Source organism: Geomonas diazotrophica, from assembly GCF_019063885.1.
Lineage (GTDB): Bacteria > Desulfobacterota > Desulfuromonadia > Geobacterales > Geobacteraceae > Geomonas > Geomonas diazotrophica.
The window spans coordinates 4,252,711-4,271,009 of record NZ_CP077684.1; the positions used below are offsets into that span (position 1 = coordinate 4,252,711).

Annotated in this window: 16 protein-coding genes; 1 reads left to right on the top strand and 15 read right to left on the bottom strand. The window is 61.9% G+C overall.

Features of this window, described 5'->3' with window-relative positions; genetic code table 11:
* Window positions 1-20: 20 nt before the first annotated feature.
* From KP003_RS18810 to KP003_RS18870, 13 genes are all read right to left on the bottom strand, one after another.
* Window positions 21-1,700 carry an NADH-quinone oxidoreductase subunit M gene (locus tag KP003_RS18810; protein WP_216500203.1) on the bottom strand — a complete coding sequence of 560 codons (1,680 nt, stop codon included), beginning with the start codon at window positions 1,698-1,700 and terminating at the stop codon, window positions 21-23.
* Window positions 1,701-1,750: 50 nt separating this feature from the next.
* On the bottom strand, window positions 1,751-3,760 hold the full coding sequence (nuoL, locus tag KP003_RS18815) for an NADH-quinone oxidoreductase subunit L (protein WP_217300127.1): 2,010 nt from the start codon (window positions 3,758-3,760) through the stop codon (window positions 1,751-1,753).
* A gap of 136 nt (window positions 3,761-3,896) precedes the next feature.
* Window positions 3,897-4,199, bottom strand: a complete 303-nt coding sequence (nuoK, locus tag KP003_RS18820; protein WP_183343823.1) for an NADH-quinone oxidoreductase subunit NuoK — start codon at window positions 4,197-4,199, stop codon at window positions 3,897-3,899.
* A gap of 19 nt (window positions 4,200-4,218) precedes the next feature.
* Window positions 4,219-4,722 carry an NADH-quinone oxidoreductase subunit J gene (locus KP003_RS18825; RefSeq protein WP_216500201.1) on the bottom strand — a complete coding sequence of 168 codons (504 nt, stop codon included), beginning with the start codon at window positions 4,720-4,722 and terminating at the stop codon, window positions 4,219-4,221.
* Between the two features lie 10 nt (window positions 4,723-4,732).
* Window positions 4,733-5,131, bottom strand: a complete 399-nt coding sequence (gene nuoI / locus KP003_RS18830; protein ID WP_216500200.1) for an NADH-quinone oxidoreductase subunit NuoI — start codon at window positions 5,129-5,131, stop codon at window positions 4,733-4,735.
* Between the two features lie 42 nt (window positions 5,132-5,173).
* Window positions 5,174-6,223, bottom strand: coding sequence for an NADH-quinone oxidoreductase subunit NuoH (gene nuoH / locus KP003_RS18835; protein ID WP_216500199.1), 1,050 nt, complete (start codon window positions 6,221-6,223; stop codon window positions 5,174-5,176).
* 41 nt (window positions 6,224-6,264) lie between these two features.
* On the bottom strand, window positions 6,265-8,730 hold the full coding sequence (locus KP003_RS18840; protein ID WP_217300128.1) for a molybdopterin-dependent oxidoreductase: 2,466 nt from the start codon (window positions 8,728-8,730) through the stop codon (window positions 6,265-6,267).
* 119 nt (window positions 8,731-8,849) lie between these two features.
* Window positions 8,850-10,631, bottom strand: coding sequence for an NADH-quinone oxidoreductase subunit NuoF (gene nuoF, locus KP003_RS18845; RefSeq protein ID WP_216500197.1), 1,782 nt, complete (start codon window positions 10,629-10,631; stop codon window positions 8,850-8,852).
* Between the two features lie 40 nt (window positions 10,632-10,671).
* Window positions 10,672-11,178, bottom strand: coding sequence for an NADH-quinone oxidoreductase subunit NuoE (gene nuoE, locus KP003_RS18850; protein ID WP_216500196.1), 507 nt, complete (start codon window positions 11,176-11,178; stop codon window positions 10,672-10,674).
* Between the two features lie 31 nt (window positions 11,179-11,209).
* Window positions 11,210-12,379 (bottom strand): NADH dehydrogenase (quinone) subunit D, encoded by a 1,170-nt coding sequence (gene nuoD / locus KP003_RS18855; RefSeq protein ID WP_216789635.1) that lies wholly within the window; start codon window positions 12,377-12,379, stop codon window positions 11,210-11,212.
* Between the two features lie 57 nt (window positions 12,380-12,436).
* Window positions 12,437-12,922, bottom strand: coding sequence for an NADH-quinone oxidoreductase subunit C (locus KP003_RS18860; protein WP_216500194.1), 486 nt, complete (start codon window positions 12,920-12,922; stop codon window positions 12,437-12,439).
* 33 nt (window positions 12,923-12,955) lie between these two features.
* Window positions 12,956-13,468, bottom strand: coding sequence for an NADH-quinone oxidoreductase subunit B (locus KP003_RS18865; protein ID WP_216500193.1), 513 nt, complete (start codon window positions 13,466-13,468; stop codon window positions 12,956-12,958).
* Entirely contained in the window at window positions 13,459-13,815 is a 357-nt protein-coding gene (locus KP003_RS18870; RefSeq protein WP_216508830.1) for an NADH-quinone oxidoreductase subunit A, read from the bottom strand. Before KP003_RS18870 ends, KP003_RS18865 begins: the two co-directional genes overlap by 10 nt.
* A 403-nt stretch (window positions 13,816-14,218) precedes the next feature.
* Here KP003_RS18870 and hemL point away from each other — a divergent pair, with 403 nt between their 5' ends.
* Complete coding sequence (gene hemL, locus KP003_RS18875) at window positions 14,219-15,502, top strand: glutamate-1-semialdehyde 2,1-aminomutase (protein WP_216500191.1); 1,284 nt, start codon at window positions 14,219-14,221, stop codon at window positions 15,500-15,502.
* A gap of 102 nt (window positions 15,503-15,604) precedes the next feature.
* Here hemL and KP003_RS18880 read toward each other — a convergent pair whose 3' ends face one another.
* The gene (locus KP003_RS18880; protein WP_216789639.1) at window positions 15,605-16,642 is read right to left on the bottom strand and encodes a GspE/PulE/PilB domain-containing protein; all 1,038 of its coding nucleotides are present in this window, start codon (window positions 16,640-16,642) and stop codon (window positions 15,605-15,607) included.
* Between the two features lie 324 nt (window positions 16,643-16,966).
* The gene (locus KP003_RS18885) at window positions 16,967-18,022 is read right to left on the bottom strand and encodes a GspE/PulE/PilB domain-containing protein (protein WP_216500189.1); all 1,056 of its coding nucleotides are present in this window, start codon (window positions 18,020-18,022) and stop codon (window positions 16,967-16,969) included.
* Window positions 18,023-18,299 lie beyond the last annotated feature (277 nt).

The window sequence follows — 18,299 nt, forward strand, 5'->3', positions numbered from 1 at the left end:
CGTCAGTAGTTCTAAGCGGTCTATTTTGCTTCGTTGTTTGCGGGGATGGCCGGGTGTCCTGCGGGCATGCCGGCGGGTGCTGCGCCTGCCTCCGGCATGGCCGGATGACCTGCGGGCATACCGGCGGGTGCCGCACCTGCTTCGGGTACTGCCATGTGACCCGGGGGAAGCGCCGGAACTGCCGGTACTGCCGCCTCTGCCACCTGCTTCTGCACCTTGGTCTGCGCGATCATCTTGTCGATGGACGGCGCCATGCTGTCGATGATCGGACGCGGGTAGATGCCCAGGAAGAAGATCAGGAAGATGAGCGGAAGCATGATGGCGACTTCGCGCGCGTTCAGGTCCTTCAGGGTCTGGTTCTTCGGGTTCTTCAGCTCGCCGAACATCACGCGCTGGAACATCCAGAGCATGTAGACGGCGGAGAGGATGACGCCGGAGGTGGCGATGATGGCGTACCAGCGCAGGTTGCTCTCGAAGGAACCGAGGAGCACCAGGAACTCACCGACGAAGCCGTTGGTGCCCGGCAGGCCGATGGAGGAGAAGGTAACGATCATGAACATGGTGGCGAAGACCGGCATCTGCTTGGCAAGCCCGCCGAAGTCGGTGATGAGACGGGTGTGACGACGCTCGTAGATGAAGCCGACGATAAGGAACAATGCGCCGGTGGAAACACCGTGGTTGAGCATCTGCAGCATGCCGCCGGTGACGCCCTGCTGGTTGAGGGCGTAGACGCCCAGCATTACGAAGCCAAGGTGCGCTACCGAGGAGTAAGCGACCAGTTTCTTGACGTCCTGCTGCACCATGGCGACCAGCGAGGCGTAGATGATGCCGATCACGGAAAGGGTGGCGATGAGCGGGGTGAACTGAGCGTTCGCCTCCGGGAACAGCGGCATGGCGAAACGTACGTAACCGTAGGTACCGCACTTCAGCATGACGGCGGCCAGGATCACGGAGCCGGCGGTCGGTGCCTCGGTATGGGCATCCGGCAACCAGGTGTGCAGCGGGAACATCGGGACCTTGATGGCGAAGGCCAGGGCGAAGGCCAGGAACATCCACATCTGGGTGGTCGGGTCGAGGTGCAGCTGGTAGAAGCGCAGGATGCTGAAGTCGCCGCCGCCCGCCTTGAAGTAGAGGACGATCAATGCGACCAGCATGAGGAGCGAACCGACCGCGGTGTAGATGAAGAACTTGACTGCAGCGTAGATCCTGTTCTTGCCGCCCCAGATACCGATCATGAAGTACATCGGGATCAGCATGATCTCCCAGAAGATGTAGAAGAGGAACAGGTCGAGCGAGATAAAGGTGCCGATCATGCCGACTTCGAGGAGCAAGAGGCAGATCATGTATTCCTTCACCTTCTCCTCAACCGCCGTGTAGGTGGAGAGGACGGCGATCGGCATGATGAAGGTGGTCAGGATGACCAGCCAGAGGCTGATGCCGTCGATGCCCAGATGGTAGCTCATCTGGAAGGGACCGGCAGCGATCCAGGGGATGTTCTCGAGGTACTGGAAACCGCCGATGTCGCTCCCCGGCGCGTTGTACCCGGTGATCAGGGGCAACGAGAGGACGAACGTCACCACCGTAACCGCCATGGCGATGGTACGGAGCACGCCGTGGCTGTTCTTGTTCACAAAGAGGAGCAGTATCGCCCCGATCAGCGGTGTGAAGGTTAATATGCTCAGTAACGGTAGCTGGTTCATTTACTCTGCTCCTTTTACTTACAGGTCAAAATTATCTCAAGTCTCGTGTCTTAGCGGAAGATGTACACCGCGACGATCAGGGCCACGCCGAACACCATGGTGAAGGCGTAGTTGTGAACGAAGCCGGTCTGCACGTAGCGCAGGATACCGGAGAAGCCGCGAACCACGGCGGCAACGCCGTTCACGATGCCGTCGACAACCAGCACGTCGAACCCTTTCCAGAGGAAGTTGCCCAGGGCCTTGCAGGGGTTGACGAAGGCGAAGTCGTAGATCTCGTCGACGTACCACTTGTTGTAGACCGCGCGGTGCAGCGCCGGGAAGGTGGAGGTAAACTTCTCCGGGAAGCCCGGTGCCACGATGTACAGCGCGAAGGCGAGGGCGATGCCGCCGCAGGCGATCAGGACAGAGACACCCATGAGGCCCCACTCCATGGCGACGGAGTGCAGACCGTGCGCGCCGTGCGCCTCGGTGTAATGGGTGGAGTAAGCGAAGACCGGCTCGAGCCAGTGCTCGAAGTAGTTGGGGAATGCACCGCCAGTGAAGAACTCGCTCAGGACCTTCGGAACGCCGACGTAGCCGCCGAAGATGGAGAGGAAGGCGAGGCAGACAAGCGGCACGGTGATGACCCAGGGGGACTCATGCAGGTGATGGAACGCCTTGTCGGAGAGACGGGTCTGGCCGAAGAAGGTCATGAAGACCAGGCGGAACATGTAGAAAGCGGTCAGGCCTGCTGCGATGGCGCCCGCGCCCCAGAGAACGTAGTTGACTGCATGGTGATGCGGGTTAGCGAACGCCTGCCAGAGGATCTCGTCCTTGGAGAAGAAGCCGGCGAGGCCCGGGATACCAGCGATGGCGATGGTCGCGAAGAGGAAGGTCCAGAAAGTGACCGGCATCTTCTTCCTCAATCCACCCATGTTCCTCATGTCCTGCGGGTCCGCTTCGGAGTGCTCATGGTGCAGCGCGTGGTGCATGCCGTGGATGACGGAGCCGGAACCGAGGAACAGGCAGGCCTTGAAGAAGGCGTGGGTCATCAGGTGGAACACGCCGGCGGTGAAGGCGCCGACCCCCATGGCCAGGAACATGTAGCCGAGCTGGGAAACGGTGGAGTACGCGAGCACGCGCTTGATGTCGTTCTGGGCGGTGCCGATGGTCGCCGCGAAGAGCGCGGTGGCGGCGCCGACGCAGGCGATCACGAGGAGCGCGGTCGGGCTCTTGATGAAGATGAAGTTCATGCGGGCGATCATGTAGACGCCGGCGGTGACCATGGTGGCGGCATGGATGAGCGCGGAGACCGGGGTCGGGCCTTCCATCGCGTCCGGCAGCCAGGTGTAGAGCGGGATCTGGGCGGACTTACCGGTGGCACCCAGGAAGAAGCAGAGACAGACGGTGGTGACCACGGCGCCCGGGACCAGGAGGTCGGCGTTCTTCGCGAGCTCCACGAAGTTGATGGTCCAGACGTTGTGGTTGGTGCCCAGGTAGTAGAAGAGGGTGAAGAGACCAAGGAGGAAACCGAAGTCGCCGACCCTGTTCATCACGAATGCCTTCTTGCCCGCGTCGCCGGCGCTCTTCTTGTGGAAGTAGTAGCCGATCAACAGATAGGAGCAGAGACCCACGCCTTCCCAACCGATGAACATGAGGAGCAGGTTGTTGCCCGACACCAGGCAGAGCATGGAGAAGGTGAACAGGTTCAGGTAGCAGAAGTAGCGGTAGAACCCTTCCTCACCGTGCATGTAGCCGATGGAGTAGAGGTGGATCAGGAAACCGATCCCCGTCACGATCATCAGCATGGTTGCGGACAGCGGGTCGATCAGGAAGCCGATATCGGCCTTGAAGGTACCCGACTGGATCCAGGTGAAGATGGTCTTCTGGATCACCCGCTCCTCGCCCGGCAGACTCAGGAGCTGGAACAGGATCCCGCAGGCGACCATGAAGGAGGCGAACACGCTACCGGCGGCGATACCGCCGATGACCGTCTCGTTCTTTATCTTCTTGCCGAGTAGGCCGTTGATGACCGAGCCGATGAGAGGGCACAGTGGGATCAACCATACTAAATCAAACATCCCTGACTCCTTTGTTCTGTATTCTTATAAGTCGTATCTTGGCAAGCGGCACGTCGCCGCCCATTCGCTTTGTACTGTCGCGGATCTCTCCGCCCTCAGCTGAGCGCATCCAGTGGCGGCGGTCTGAAGCCCCGCTCTAGAGCTTCAGCAGGTTGACGTCCTCGACGTCGATGGATTCGCGGTTCTTGAAGAAGGCGATCATCAGCGCGAGACCGACGGCTGCCTCGGCGGCGGCCACGGTCATGACGAAGAAGACGAAGACCTGTCCGTCGATGTTGCCCAGGTGCCTGGAGAAGGCGATGAAGGTAAGGTTCACCGCGTTCAGCATCATCTCGATGCACATGAAGATGACGATGGCGTTTCTCTTGGTCAGGACCCCTATGGTCCCGATGGCGAAGAGTATGGCCGAAACTATCAGGTAATTTTCGATCGCTAGCATGTCTGTTCCCCTCGTAGCGTTAGATTTTCTTTTTGGCCAGGATGACTGCGCCGACGATCGCGGCCAGAAGCAGCACCGAGGTGACCTCGAACGGAAGCAGGAAGTCGGTGAAGAGCGCCTTGCCGATCAGCTCGACGTGGCCCACGCTCACGATCTGCTCCTTGGTCATATCCCCCACCTTGCCGGTCATGGACCCCTTCATCAGGAACCAGACGGTCTGGAAGAGTATGAACAGGCCGATGGCGCTTCCCGCGATCACCGCGTGGGTGCCGCGCTTGACGGTCTCAACCCTCACGTTCAGGAGCATGATCACGAAGATGATCAGGACCATGATGGCGCCGGCGTACACGATCACCTGGGTGGCCGCCATGAAGGGGGCGTCCAGCATGACGTAGAAGGTCGCCAGGCAGAAGAAGGTCATCACCAGCGACAGCGCGCTGTTGATCGGGTTTTTGCAGGTGACCACGAGTATGCTGGAAATAACGGCCACCGCAGCCACGACGAGAAAGAAGATCGATTCCATTGCTGCTCCTTTATTTCTTTTCTAAGAGTCTGTCTTTGGTGTAGGTGAAGTCTGCGCGCGAATAGTTGGCGAGTTCGAACTGTTCCGTCATCCGGATCGCGTCAACCGGGCACGCTTCCACACAGTAGCCGCAGAAGATGCAGCGCAGCATGTCGATCTCGTACTTGGCAGCGTACTTGTCGTGGTTCTGGTCCTCGCCCGCCTCGACCGTGATGCACTTGGCCGGGCAGACGGTGGGGCAAAGGTAGCACGCAACGCACTTGGCCTTGTCGTGGGACACGTTGAGCGCGTGCAGTCCACGGAAGCCAGGCTTGACGTCAGGACGCTCGGTCGGGTACTGCAGCGTGACCGGCTTCTTGAACATATGTGAAATGGTGATCTGAAGACCTTTGATGAGCGGCATTATCATTTGCGGCACCTCGCCTAGAAGTTGTGTAGCTTGACTCTTTCTCTACTTGCTGATGAACATGACCCAGAGGCCGGTCGCAACCACGTTGACCAGGGTGAGCGGCAGGAACACCTTCCAGCCCAGACGCATGAGCTGGTCGTAGCGGTAACGCGGGTAGGTGGCCCTGATCCACATGCAGAGGAAGATCAGGAAGTACACCTTGGCGATGAACCAGAACCAGCCGGGGAGGAAGGCCGGGCCGTGCCAGCCGCCCAGGAACAGGGTGGTGGTGACGGCGCAGACGGTGATCATGTTGGCGTATTCTGCCATGAAGAACATCGCGTACTTCATGGAGGAGTATTCGGTGCAGAAGCCGGAGACCAGCTCCGTCTCGGCCTCGGGAAGGTCGAACGGGGTCCTGTTGATCTCGGCCAGGGAGCAGATGAAGAAGATCACGAAGGCCAGCGGCTGCTTGAAGGCGTACCATGCGCCACCTGCCTGATCGGCGACGATCTTGTGCAGGGAGAGGCTCTCGGAGAGCATGAACACCGAGATGATGGCGAGGCCGGCGGCGAGCTCGTAGGAGATCATCTGTGCCGCGGAGCGAAGCCCCCCAAGGAGCGAGTACTTGGAGTTGGAGGCCCAGCCGGCGAGCACGATGCCGTAGACGCCCAGGGAAGCCATGGCCAGGATGTAGAGGACGCCGACGTTGACGTCGAAGACCTGCTTGCCGGCCTGGTCGTAGTACGCCGCGATCTGCAGCGGCACCGTGTACCCCCCGATGGTCACGCTGTCACCGAAGGGGATGACCGCGAAGGAGATGAACGCCGGGATCAGGGCGACGAGGGGAGCGATCAGGAAGGCGAACTTGCTCGCCTGCGATGGAATGATCTCCTCTTTGAAGAACAGCTTGACGCCGTCCGCGATCGGCTGCAGCAGGCCGTGCCAGCCGGTCCTCATGGGACCCAGACGCACCTGCATGTGTCCGATGATCTTGCGCTCCGCGTAGGTGGCGTAGGCCACGGTAAGGAGCACGAAGACAAAAGCTACGAGCACTTTGGCAACCATGGCTATGTAGTACGCGACCGGCAGTCCTAAGATTAGCGTATCCATCTGATAGTCTTCCCCTCTTGTATAGATTTTCTAGCGATCAGTTATTTCTTCGCGACGGTGACGTAGGTGACTTCCGAACCGTCGGTGATGGTGTTGACGCTCCCCTCACCGAAGTGGTACGGGGAGAAGACCACGCCCTGGGGCACCCTCTTGCCGACCTTGGCGGCAACCAGCACCGCGCCGGTTCCGGAGGTGACGGTCACCTGGTCCCCTTCGACGATCTTCAGGGCAGCCGCGTCGGCTACGTTCAGTTCGGCGTAGGCATCCGGGCAGACGTACATGGGGCCTTCACCGAAGCGGCTCATGGTGCCGCAGTGGTAAAGCGCGCTGCCGGTAACCAGGGCCAGCTTGCCGGCGGCCGGTGCGGCGGACTTGGCTGCGGCCGGCACCAGGTTGGCGGCAACCGCGACCGGGTAGACCGCACCCTCGTCCTTGAGCCCCGCCTGGGTGAGACCCTTGTAGGCCGGGACGGTGGCGGCGATCTCGGTGAAGACCTCGCCCTGGTTGTTGTAGCGTGCGCCGCCCAGGGACTGGGAGAGTGCATTCAGGATCTCGAAGTCGCTCTTGGCGAGGCCGATGGCCGGAATCGCCTTCCTCACGTTCTGGACCCTGCGGCCAAGGCTCGTGAAGGTGCCGCTCTTCTCGGCGAAGGAGCAGGCCGGGAGCACCACGTCGGCAAGTGCCGCGGTCTCGGTGAGGAAGAGGTCGGAGACCACCATGAACTCGACGTTCTCCAGGGCCTTCTCCACCTTCTTGCGGTTCGGGTAGGAAACAACCGGGTTCTCGCCGGCGACGAACAGGGTCTTGATGTTGCCGCTCGTGCAGCCGTCGATGATCGCCTGGGCGTTGAGGCCGGTCGCTTTCGGGTAGATCCCCATGTCGACGGCGCCCTGGCTGTTGTTCTTCTCGCCCATGATGAGGAGCCCCGCGCCTTCCTTGCCGACCTGGCCGGTGAGGATGGCGAGGTTCGCTGCCGCGTTGGCAAGCGCCGCGTTGTGGCCGGGGTAGCCCAGGCCGATGGGGAGGATGATGAGCCCCTTCTCTGCGGAGGCGAACTCCTTGGCGATGGCGGCGATCTCCTCTGCGGTGACCCCTGCCTTCTCGGCGGAAGCGTCGGCGACGGCCGCCTTCAGTGCGTCGAGCCCTGCGACGCCTTCTGCGGCGAGACCCTGGTCGATGACCGACTTGCAGAGGGCGTTGAAGAGGGCGACTTCGCTCCCCGGCGCGTGGACGGTGGTCTTCGCGCCCGGCAGGCGGGTCAGTTTACCTTTCTTGTCGGAGACGATCCGGAGGGCGACGCCCTTTCTCTTCACCCCGAGGTTGATCTCGAAGCCGATGACCGGGTGGGTCTCGTAGGCGTCGCTCTTCACGACGAGGAGCTGGCTGGACTTCTGGATGTCGGCGATCTCGGCCGGGGAGGCGGCCACGCCGAAGGAAGCCAGGGCCCCCTTGGTGAGCGCCTCGTGGGCGTAGCCCGCCGAGTGGTCGATGTTGTCGGTGCCGACGGTGCCGCGGAAGAGTTTCTCGAACAGGAAGAGCTCTTCGTTGGTCAGGCGCGCGGTGGCGAGTGCGGCGACGGAAGCGGGGTCGCTCTTGCCGGCGGAGAGCCTGGAGGTCACCTCGGCGAGCGCCTCTTCCCAGGTAGCTTCCTGGAGCTTGCCGTTCTTGCGAACAAGCGGTGCGGTCAGGCGCTTCTCGGAGTTGACGAACTGGTAGCCGAAGCGGCCGCGGGTGCAGAGCTGGCCGTTGTGGAAGCCCTGGTTCTCGTCGTAGATGGTGGTGAGGACCTTGCCGTCCTTGGACCCCAGGGTCAGCTGGCAGCCGGTGCCGCAGTAGGAGCATACGCTCTTGGTCTTCTGCAGCGCCCACCAGCGGGCCTTGAATTTGAACGGGCGGGAGTTCAGCGCGCCGACCGGGCAGACCGAGACGCAGGAGCCGCAGAACTCGCAGTTCAAGGGGCCGTCGAACTCGGTACCCATCTTCGCCTCGATACCGCGGTTGATGAAGGTGTAGGCACCGTAGGAAACGATCTCGTCGCAGATCCTCGCGCACTTGCCGCAGTGGATGCAGCGGTTCATGTCGCGCTCGATGAGCGGGTTCTCGTAGTCGATCTCGTGGTTGAACTTCTCGTCCACGAAACGGTTCATGTTCACCTTGTACTCGTAGGTGAGGTTCTGCAGGTCGCAGTCGCCGGCGGCATCGCAGACCGGGCAGTCGATCGGGTGCTTGAGGAGCAAGAGCTCCAGCACCAGCTTCCTGGCCTTGACGATCTCGTCGGTGGTGGTCTGCACGATCATCCCCTCGGTTACCGGGGTGGTGCAGGCCGGGATGAGGCGGCCCTTCATCTGCTCGACCTCGACCAGGCACATGCGGCAGCCGCCGAACGGGTGCAGTTTCTTGTCATGGCAAAGGATCGGTATCTTGATGCCACAAGCCTTGGCGGCGTCGTAAATGGTGGCGTCCTTTTCTACCGCAACCTGTTTTCCGTCTATCGTAAGATTTACCATCTCGACCTCTGTCTCCCCGGAGTCATAAAACTAGTTCTACGTTCTATGTTCTACGTTCTACGTTCACGGCCTAGGGTTTTAACCTAGAACATAGAACGTAGAACTTAGAACGGTCTCTGTTACTCAATGGCCATGAAGCGGCAGGCGTCGTAGCAGGACTTGCACTTGGTGCAGTTTTCCTTGATCAGCTCGGCCACCTCGCCCTTCTCCCACTTGATCGCGTTGGACGGGCAGGCCCTCAGGCATGCGCCGCACTTGACGCACTTCTCGGGGACCACCTGCCACAGGAGCAGTTCCTTGCAGGAGTTGGAGGGGCAGCGCTTGTCCTGGATGTGCGCCTCGTACTCGTGACGGAAGTACTTCACGGTGGAGAGGATCGGGTTCGGAGCCGTCTGCCCCAGGCCGCACAGGGACGCCTTCTTGATGGTGGCGCCCATCTCGAGGAGGGTGTCGATGTCGGCCATCTCGCCGCGACCCTCGGTGATGCGCTCGAGGATGTCGAGCATCGCCTTCAGGCCGATACGGCAGGGAACGCACTTGCCGCAGGACTCCATCTTGGTGAAGGTCAGGAAGAAGCGGGCCACGTCGACCATGCAGGTGGTCTCGTCCATGACGACCAGACCGCCGGAACCCATCATGGCGCCCGCCTTGATCAGCGAGTCGTAGTCGACCGGGGTGTCGAGCACCTCGGCCGGGATGCAGCCGCCGGAGGGGCCGCCTGCCTGAACCGCCTTGAACTTGCGGTTGTTGGCGATGCCGCCGCAGACCGAGTAGATAACGTCGCGCACGGACATACCGGCCGGTACCTCGACGAGGCCGGTGTGCTTCACCTTACCGGTGACCGCGAAGATCTTGGTCCCCTTGGTGGTGTCGGTACCGAGGCTTGCGTACCACTCGGAGCCCTTGTTGATGATGTGGCGTACGTTGGCGAAGGTCTCGACGTTGTTGATGTTGGTCGGGAAGCCCCAGAGGCCCTTGACCGCCGGGAACGGCGGACGGGGACGCGGCATGCCGCGCTCGCCCTCGATGGAGGCCATGAGGGCGGTTTCCTCGCCGCAGACGAACGCGCCGGCGCCCTTCTTGATCCTCATGTCGAAGTCGAAGCCCCAACCCTGGATGTTCTTGCCCAGGTACCCCTTCTCGTAGCAGGTGTCGAGCGCCTTCTGGAGACGGTCGATGGCGAGCGGGTACTCGGCGCGGACGTAGACGTAGCCTGCGTCGCAGCCGATGGCGTAGGCCGCGATCATCATGCCCTCGATGACGCAGTACGGGTCGCCTTCGAGAATGGAGCGGTCCATGAACGCGCCCGGGTCGCCCTCGTCGGCGTTGCAGATGAGGTACTTGTGGTTCCCCGGGGAAGCGGCGCAGAAGCTCCACTTCATGCCGGTCGGGAAGCCGCCGCCCCCACGGCCACGGAGACCGGATTTCTTCACCTCGTCGATGACCTCGGCCGGCTTCATGGTTTTGACGCACTTCTCGATCGCCTTGAAGCCGTCCTCTTCGAGGAAGGCGTCGATGCGCTCGGGGTCGATCTGGCCGCAGCCGGTCATGACCACGCGCATCTGCTGGTCGACGAAGGTGTTGTAGTAGGCTTTCGCCTTCTTCTTCTCGATGACTTCATTGGCAACGATGTGCTGGTCGAGGATGGCAGCGACGTCCTCGGGCACGACGAAGTCGTAGGTGACCCTGCCCAGTTCGGGGGTGATGACGTCGACGAGAACGTCGTTCGCGCACAGGCCGCGGCAGCCGGTCTTGACCACGTCGCAGCGCTTGCCGACCTGGGCCACGATCCCCTTCTCCGCTATCAGCCTGGTGAACTCGGCCTCGACCTGCTTGGCGCCGGCAGAGATGCCGCCGGTACCCTGACAGATAAGTATTTTGATTCCTGCGTTATCGCTCATGACAAAAGGTCCCCTGCAGAGAAATTGACGTTGTTCCCGGCTACTTCATCGGCCGTGCGTTGTAGGTTTCAATGATCTCGTCCACCTTCTGGACGGTCATCTTGCCGAAGGTATCGTCGTTCACCATGGCCAGCGGCGCCATGCCGCAGGCGCCCAGGCAGGCCACCTTCTCGAAGGTGTAGCGCAGGTCCTCCGTGGTCTCCGCGTGCCCGATGCCGAGACGCCCGAAGAAGGTTTCGGTGATGCGCTCCGCCCCCTGCACGTGGCAGGCGGTACCGACGCAGACCCTGATGATGTAGCGGCCGCGCGGCTTCAGATGGAACTGGGCGTAGAAGGTGAGGACGCCGTAAATCTGGCTCGGGTAGACGTTCAGCCTCTCGGCCACCAGGTCGATGGTCGGTTTCGGTACGTACCCGTAGGCTTCCTGGATACCCTGCAGGACCGGCATAAGGTTGCCCGGCAGTGTCAGGTACTTGTCGATGACTTCGTTGGCCTCGGTCAGATCGATTTCTTCGGCCGGAATTTCTTCGGCTGGAGCGTTAGACATTTACCCCATCTCCTTTACTTGTTGATTAAAACTAACGGTCAATTTCGCCAAGTACGATGTCTAGCGTTCCGATGACGGCAACCAGGTCGGCCAGCATGGAGCCCTTGGCCATCTTCTCGATGGCACCCAGGTTCACGAATGACGGCGGGCGGACCCTCATGCGGTACGGCATGTTGCCGCCGTCCGACACGATGTAGTAGCCGAGCTCCCCTTTCGGGTTCTCGACTGCCATGTAAACCTCGCCCTCGGGGACGGGGAAGCCCTCGGAAGCGATCTTGAAGTGATGGATGAGACCCTCGATGGAGTTGTACACGCTATCCTTCGGCGGGTAGCAGACCTGCGGCGCGTCGGCCAGGATCGGTCCGGGCTTGAGCCGCTTCAGGGCCTGGTCGATGATCTTCACCGACTCGCGCATCTCGACCAGACGGACCTTGTAGCGGTCGAAGGTGTCGCAGTTCTCGCCGACCGGTACCTTGAACTCGAAGTCCTCGTAGCCGGAGTAAGGGAGGTCGCGTCTGAGGTCGAAGTCGACGCCGGAGCCCCTGAGGGCCGGGCCGGAGATGCCGAAGTCGATGGCGTCCTCGGCGGAGATGACGCCGTTGCCGATGGTCCTCTGCAGCCAGATGGTGTTCTTGGTGAGGAGACCCTCGTAGGTGTCGAAGTGACCCGGGAAGGTGTCCACGATCTCCTGGACCTTCTGCTCGAAGCCGGCCGGGAGGTCACGGGAGAGGCCGCCCACGCGGAAGTAGTTGGAGGTCATCCTGGCGCCGGAGACCATCTCGTAGAGGTCCATCACCAGCTCGCGCTCGCGGAAGGCGTAGAGGAACACGGTCATGGCGCCGATGTCGAGGGCGTGGCAGGCGATCCAGACCAGGTGGCTCTTAAGACGGGTGAGCTCGGCCATGATCACGCGCACCAGCTTGGCGCGCTCGGGGACGTCGAGTCCCAGGAGCTTCTCGACGGCCAGCACGTAGCCCAGGTTGTTGTGCATCGGGGCCAGGTAGTCCATGCGGTCCGTGAGGGGCAGGGTCTGGTGGTAGGTGCGGTGCTCGGAGAGCTTCTCGATGCCCCGGTGCAGGTAACCGATGTGAGGGGTGATCTTCTGAATCACCTCGCCGTCCAGCTCTACTACGAGCCTGAGAACGCCGTGGGTACTGGGGTGCTGGGGCCCCATGTTCAAAGTCATTATTTCACTAGCCATTGATCGCCTCTATTTTTTGGAAATGGAAATCGTCCCTGGTTTCGAACTGGTTCCGTCTTACGACAGACGCCCCTTGTACGGCTCGCGGTCGGGTCCCTGGAGCGGGTAGTCCTTCCGGAGCGGGTGCCCGACCCAGTCGTCGGTCATCAAGATGCGCACCAGGTTCGGGTGGTTCTTGAAGTCGATGCCGAACAGGTCGTACGCCTCGCGCTCCAGCCAGTTGGCGGAGTTCCAGAGGGCGGTGGCGGAGTCGATGGAGCAGTCCGCCTCGGTCACCGGCGCCTTCACCCTGACCCGGTCCTTGTTGGGGATGGAGAGGAGGTGGTAGACCACCATGAAACGCGGCTCCTGACCCAGATAGTCGACGGCGGTGACGTCGGACAAGAAGTTGTAGCGCAGGTCGTCCCTGAGGCACTTCAACACCTCGAGGATGCTCTCCTTCTTCACGGTCACCGTCACCTCGCCGCGATGCTCCTTGTATTCGAGCAGGGCATCCGCGAAACGCTCCTTCAGCTTCACTACAGCGCGATTATTTTCTGCCATGTCAGCCTTACCTTTCCCTTTGGTCGTTGTAGATTAAGCGGCGGGTTCGAGTCTTTCGCCCAAGCCTATGGAAGAACCGAAGGAGTTCTTCTCGTTGGCGATCTTGTCCTGGAGCTTCATGAGGCCGTAGAGCAGGGCCTCAGGACGCGGCGGGCACCCCGGGATGTAGACGTCGACCGGGAGGGCCTCGTCGATGCCCTGCACGACGGAGTAGGTGTCGAAGATCCCGCCCGAGCAGGCGCAGGCGCCCATGGCGACCACCCACTTCGGTTCCGGCATCTGCTCGTACACGGTCTTGATGACCGGGAGCATCTTCTTGGTCACCGTGCCGGCGATGATGATGCAGTCGGACTGGCGCGGGGAGGCGCGGAAGATGATACCGAAACGGTCCAGGTCGTGCTTGGCCGCACCGGTCGCCATCATCTCGATCGCGCAGCAGGCAAGACCAAAGGTCATCGGCCAGATGGAGGACTTCCGAGCCCAGTTAACCAGGCTGTCCAGGGAAGTCGTGATGATGTTGTCGCCCAGCGGCTGATTTACTCCCATTCCAGTGCTCCTTTTTTCCAAACGTAGATGTAACCTACGAAGAGTATGACGATGAAGAGACCCATCTCGACCAGGCCGAACATGCCCAGACGCTTGAAGAGAACCGCCCAGGGGTACATGAAGACGGCTTCGATATCGAACAGGATGAAGAGCATCGCGATCAGGTAGAACTTGATCGAGAAGCGCTCGCGTGCGCTACCCACCGGCTCGCAACCGCACTCGTACGGTGCAAGCTTTACCTGAGACGGCTTCTTCTGGCCGATGAGCGATGAGAAGACCACCGAGCCCAGACCGAACAAGCACGCTATGACGACCAGCACCAAGATTGGCAGATATGCACCAAGCATCCCTTATCCTCCCGTACTACCAGGTTGTTGTTAAAATTGTTTTCAAGCACGCGGAAATGCCGTATACTGCACGCTTCTCGACCATCAAGCCCCGCTGCTTCCGACGTTAGCAAGCGCTGCGCCTTCGAAAAAGTATACTGTATACAACATTGCGACCGAAAATTATTTCATTTCACCATCTTTGTCAAGCAGAAATTATCCAATTATCTCCCAACCGTTTACAGAACCACGTATACTTTTTCTCAAATTGTATTACACCCTTAGGCCTCTCCCCCGCCGGCGCCTCTTCCACCCCCTCCGGCCGTATACGAGAAAATCTTTTAATCCTTGACAGATTATCCGCGGCTATGCTACCAGAGACCCCGATAGTTAATAATTTCCAGCCAGTTAGGAGAACCCAGTCATGCAAAACAGCCGTTCCTCGCAACTCTTTCAGCAGGCGCTCAAATCCATCCCCGGCGGGGTCAACTCCCCCGTGCGTGCCTTCCGCTCGGTCGGCTCCGATCCGCTGTTCATAAAGAGCGCTGCCGGCCCCATGATCTTCGACGAGGACGGCAACGGTTACATCGACTACGTGGGTTCCTGGGGGCCGATGATCGTTGGGCACTGCCACCCGAAGGTGGTCGAGGCGATCAAGAAGGCCGTCGAGAGCGGCGCCTCCTTCGGCGCCCCGACCGAGCTCGAGATCACCCTCGCCGAGATGGTGATCAAGGCGGTTCCCTCCATCGAGATGGTGCGCATGGTGAGCTCCGGGACCGAGGCGACCATGAGCGCCATCAGGCTCTCCCGCGGCTACACCGGTCGCGACAACATCCTCAAGTTCTCCGGCTGCTACCACGGCCACTCCGATTCCCTGCTGGTGAAGGCGGGCTCGGGCCTGGCCACCTTCGGCGTGCCCGACTCCCCGGGGGTCCCGGCTGACGTCGCCAAGCACACCCTGACCGCCACCTACAACGACCTCGACTCGGTGCGCGCGCTCGTGGCCGCCAACAAGGGGACCATCGCCTGCGTCATCGTCGAGCCGGTCGCCGGCAACATGGGCACCGTTCCGCCGCAGGAAGGTTTCCTCGAGGGGCTGAGGGAAATCTGCACCGAGGAAGGGATCGTGCTGATCTTCGACGAGGTCATGTCCGGCTTCAGGGTCGCCTACGGCGGGGCGCAGGAGCGCTTCGGGATCACCCCGGACCTCACCACCCTGGGCAAGATCATCGGCGGCGGCCTGCCGGTGGGCGCCTTCGGCGGCAAGAAGGAAATCATGTCGCAGCTCTCCCCGGCAGGCGGCGTCTACCAGGCGGGGACCCTCTCCGGCAACCCGCTGGCCATGACCGCCGGCATCGAGACCCTGAAACTTCTGCAGGAGCCCGGTTTCTACGAGAAGCTGGAGGAGAAGAGCAAGTTCGTGGCCGACGGGATCGCCAAGGCCGCCAAGGACGCCGGCTTCCCCCTCTACTCCACCCGCGTCGGCTCCATGTTCTGCGGCTTCTTCTCCAAGGAGCCGGTGTACAACTGGGACAGCGCCGCCAAGTGCGACACCAAGGCTTTCGCCACCTACTTCCGCGGCATGCTCGAGGAGGGGGTCTACCTGGCCTGCTCGCAGTTCGAGACCGCCTTCGTCGGGGCGGCCCACACCGAGAAGGACCTGGAGAAGACCATCGCCGCCGCGGCCAAGTGCTTCAAGGCCCTGTAGCCTGACCGAACACAGCTTCGCGCAGACAAAAAAAGGCGCCCGCGGCAATCGCGGGCGCCTTTTTTCATGGTTCGTGGAAATCCGGCTCAGGGGGCTTCCACTTTAACCGGAGATGAGCCTCTTGCGCAGGGCGATCATCTCCAGGCTCAGTTCCGCCATCACGGCGGCGCGCTGCAGTTCGAAGACCCCTCCCCCCAGGCGTCCATGCCTGTCCTGCGCGCAGACGACAGCCGCGACCTCCCCCCCGATCGTCAACGGCACTAGGAGCGCAGGCGCCGGGAGCTCCCCTCCCATGGCCCGCAGCAGCCTCCCCTCCGCTTCGGAGGCGACTTCCCCCAGGTACAGGCGCCGCTCCTCGACCACCCGCGACAATCGGGACCCCTCCTCCATGGGGAACGCGAGGCCGCTGAACCCCGCCACCTCCTCTCCCGCTGCCACCGCACGGACGCCGACCAGCTTCCCGTGCTTCAGCCTGACCAGGGCGCCCCGGTCGAACTCTCCGGCGACATAGGCGAGCAGCGCCTGGACCGCTTCCGGCTCGGACGGTGCCGCCGCCAGCCGGTCAGCCAACTCGGGAAGGGAGACCCGCTCCGGGGGACAAGGCTCCTCCCCCCCGCCTCCCCACGGGGTTTCCAGCACCGCAGGCTGCTGATCCGGGGGGGCAAACCTGGAGCGAACCCCTCCCAGTACGGGAATGTAGCGCATCGGGCGCTTAACGCCGTACCAGCGCTCCAGGGCGATGCTCAGGCGCAGCTCGGAGCAGACACGCGGGATGATCACCAGCCCCGTGATGAACCCGATCTCGTCGATCGCCTTGAAATCGGAGGGGTCGGCCATGGCGATGACCAGCCGTTTGCCGTCCAGTGAGACCGGCAGCACCCGGTAGCGCGTCACCAACTCCAGCGGCAGCAACCCCAGCAGGCTTTGAGGGATCTCCCGGAGCAGGTCGTGGTCCAGGCACGGAACGCCGAGCTGCTCGCTCAAGACCCGCGCAAGCTGGTCCTCTTCCACCAGCCCCATCTCCACCAGGTTGGTCCCGAGCCTGCCGCCGTAGATCGCCTGGGCGCGCAGGACCTGTTCCAACTGGGACGCGTTCAACGCGCCTAGCTTCAACAACATCTCGCCGAGTCGTGCCGCCATGTGACACCTCCTCGTCCGTCGGCTCCTGCCGGGGGAGCCAGGATCAGCATCCGAACGTTGCGGGGTCAAAATTAGTAAACTCTCAGAGTTTATCGGGTCGCGCCGGCGTCGCAACAGGGAGGGCATTCTTCAGGAGGGGGATGGAAAAGGAGAAACGGGACACTAAGAGAGCGGCAACGGCGCCGGCCACAGCCGGGAGCCCCGCGGCCGGCCGCAAAAAAAAGGCGCCACCCTGCGGGGTGACGCCTTATCCGGTTGCGTATCCGGCCCGCCCGACGAAGGGCCGCACGGGTTGCAGGGGTGCCTGCAGGGGGAACGGTGGGGCTACGCGCTCTTTATCTTCCGGCGCAGGGAAAGCATTTCCAGGCTCAGTTCCGCCATGACGCCCACCCGCTGCAACTCGAAGGCGCCGCCGCCAAGCCGTCCCTTGCCGTCGCTGGCGCAGATGACGCCGACCACGTGACCGCCGAGCGACACGGGGAGCAGCAGTGCCGAAGCGGGGAGCTTGCCTCCCATGGCGCGCACCAGGGCCCCCTCCGCGTCACCTACGGCGAACTCGCACAGCACCACCCCCTTTTCTTCCGTCATGCGCTGCAGGTGGGCCATGTTGCCGACCTCCACCTCGAACCCGGCGAAGCTCTCCACCGGGAGACCGTCGGCTACGGCCTGTACGCCGGTCGCCTTTCCGGACTTCAGACGCAGGAAACCGCCGCGGTCGAATTCGCCGGAGATGTAGGAGACCAGGGCCTGGACCACCTCCTTCTCGCTGGCAGCGGCGGCCATCATTTCGGCCAGCTCCCTGACGCTCAACTGGTCGGAGAAGACAGGCTCGCCGACCGGCGCGGTGTCCCAGCGGTTGTCAAGGGGGGCCATCGTCGGGGCGGGTGGGCGCGAGCCGGCTTCGAAACTGGTCCTAAGCCCCCCCTCGACCTTGATGAAACGAGTCGGGCGGGTGATGCGGTAGAACCTCTCGAGGGCGACGTTCAGCCTGAGCTCCGGACAGATCCTTGGCTTGATCACCATTCCGGTGACGAACCCGATCTCCTCCAGTGCCTTGAAGTCGTGGGGATTCGCCATGGCGAGGGAGAGCCGCTTCCCCTCGACGGCGATCGGGATTACCCGGTAGCGCCGTATCAGCTCAATCGGAACGAGACGAAGCACCTGGTCCGGAACGGAGCTCAGCTCGGCCGGTTCCACGCAGGGTGCGCCCATCTGCTCGCTCAGCACGTGGGCCAGCTCATCCTCCGAGACCAGTCCCATTTCCACCAGGTTCGTGCCGAGCCTTCCGCCGTAGATCACCTGGGCCTGCAGCACCTGGTCCAGTTGAGTCTTGGAAAGCGCCCCCACCTTGAGCAACATCTCGCCAAGCTTTGCCGACATCGGTTACCTCCTTGAGCTCTTTTGCAATTCGCGGTTAGGAACGTCTTCCAGATGGATCAATAAAATTGGCACATTCTACTTAACGCAGGCTGATGACGCAACGAACTTCTGCAGTGCCGGGCAGAAAAGTGTGTCGGCGGCATCCTGCCAAACCGCTGTCGTGGAGAGTTGGCAGCGGCACCGGCGTACTGTTACAATGGCAGAAGTGGCCATGGCAGAGCGAGCAGGCCGGACGGGATGCCGTGATAAATCGTTATTTTAGTTGAAGCGTGTCTTG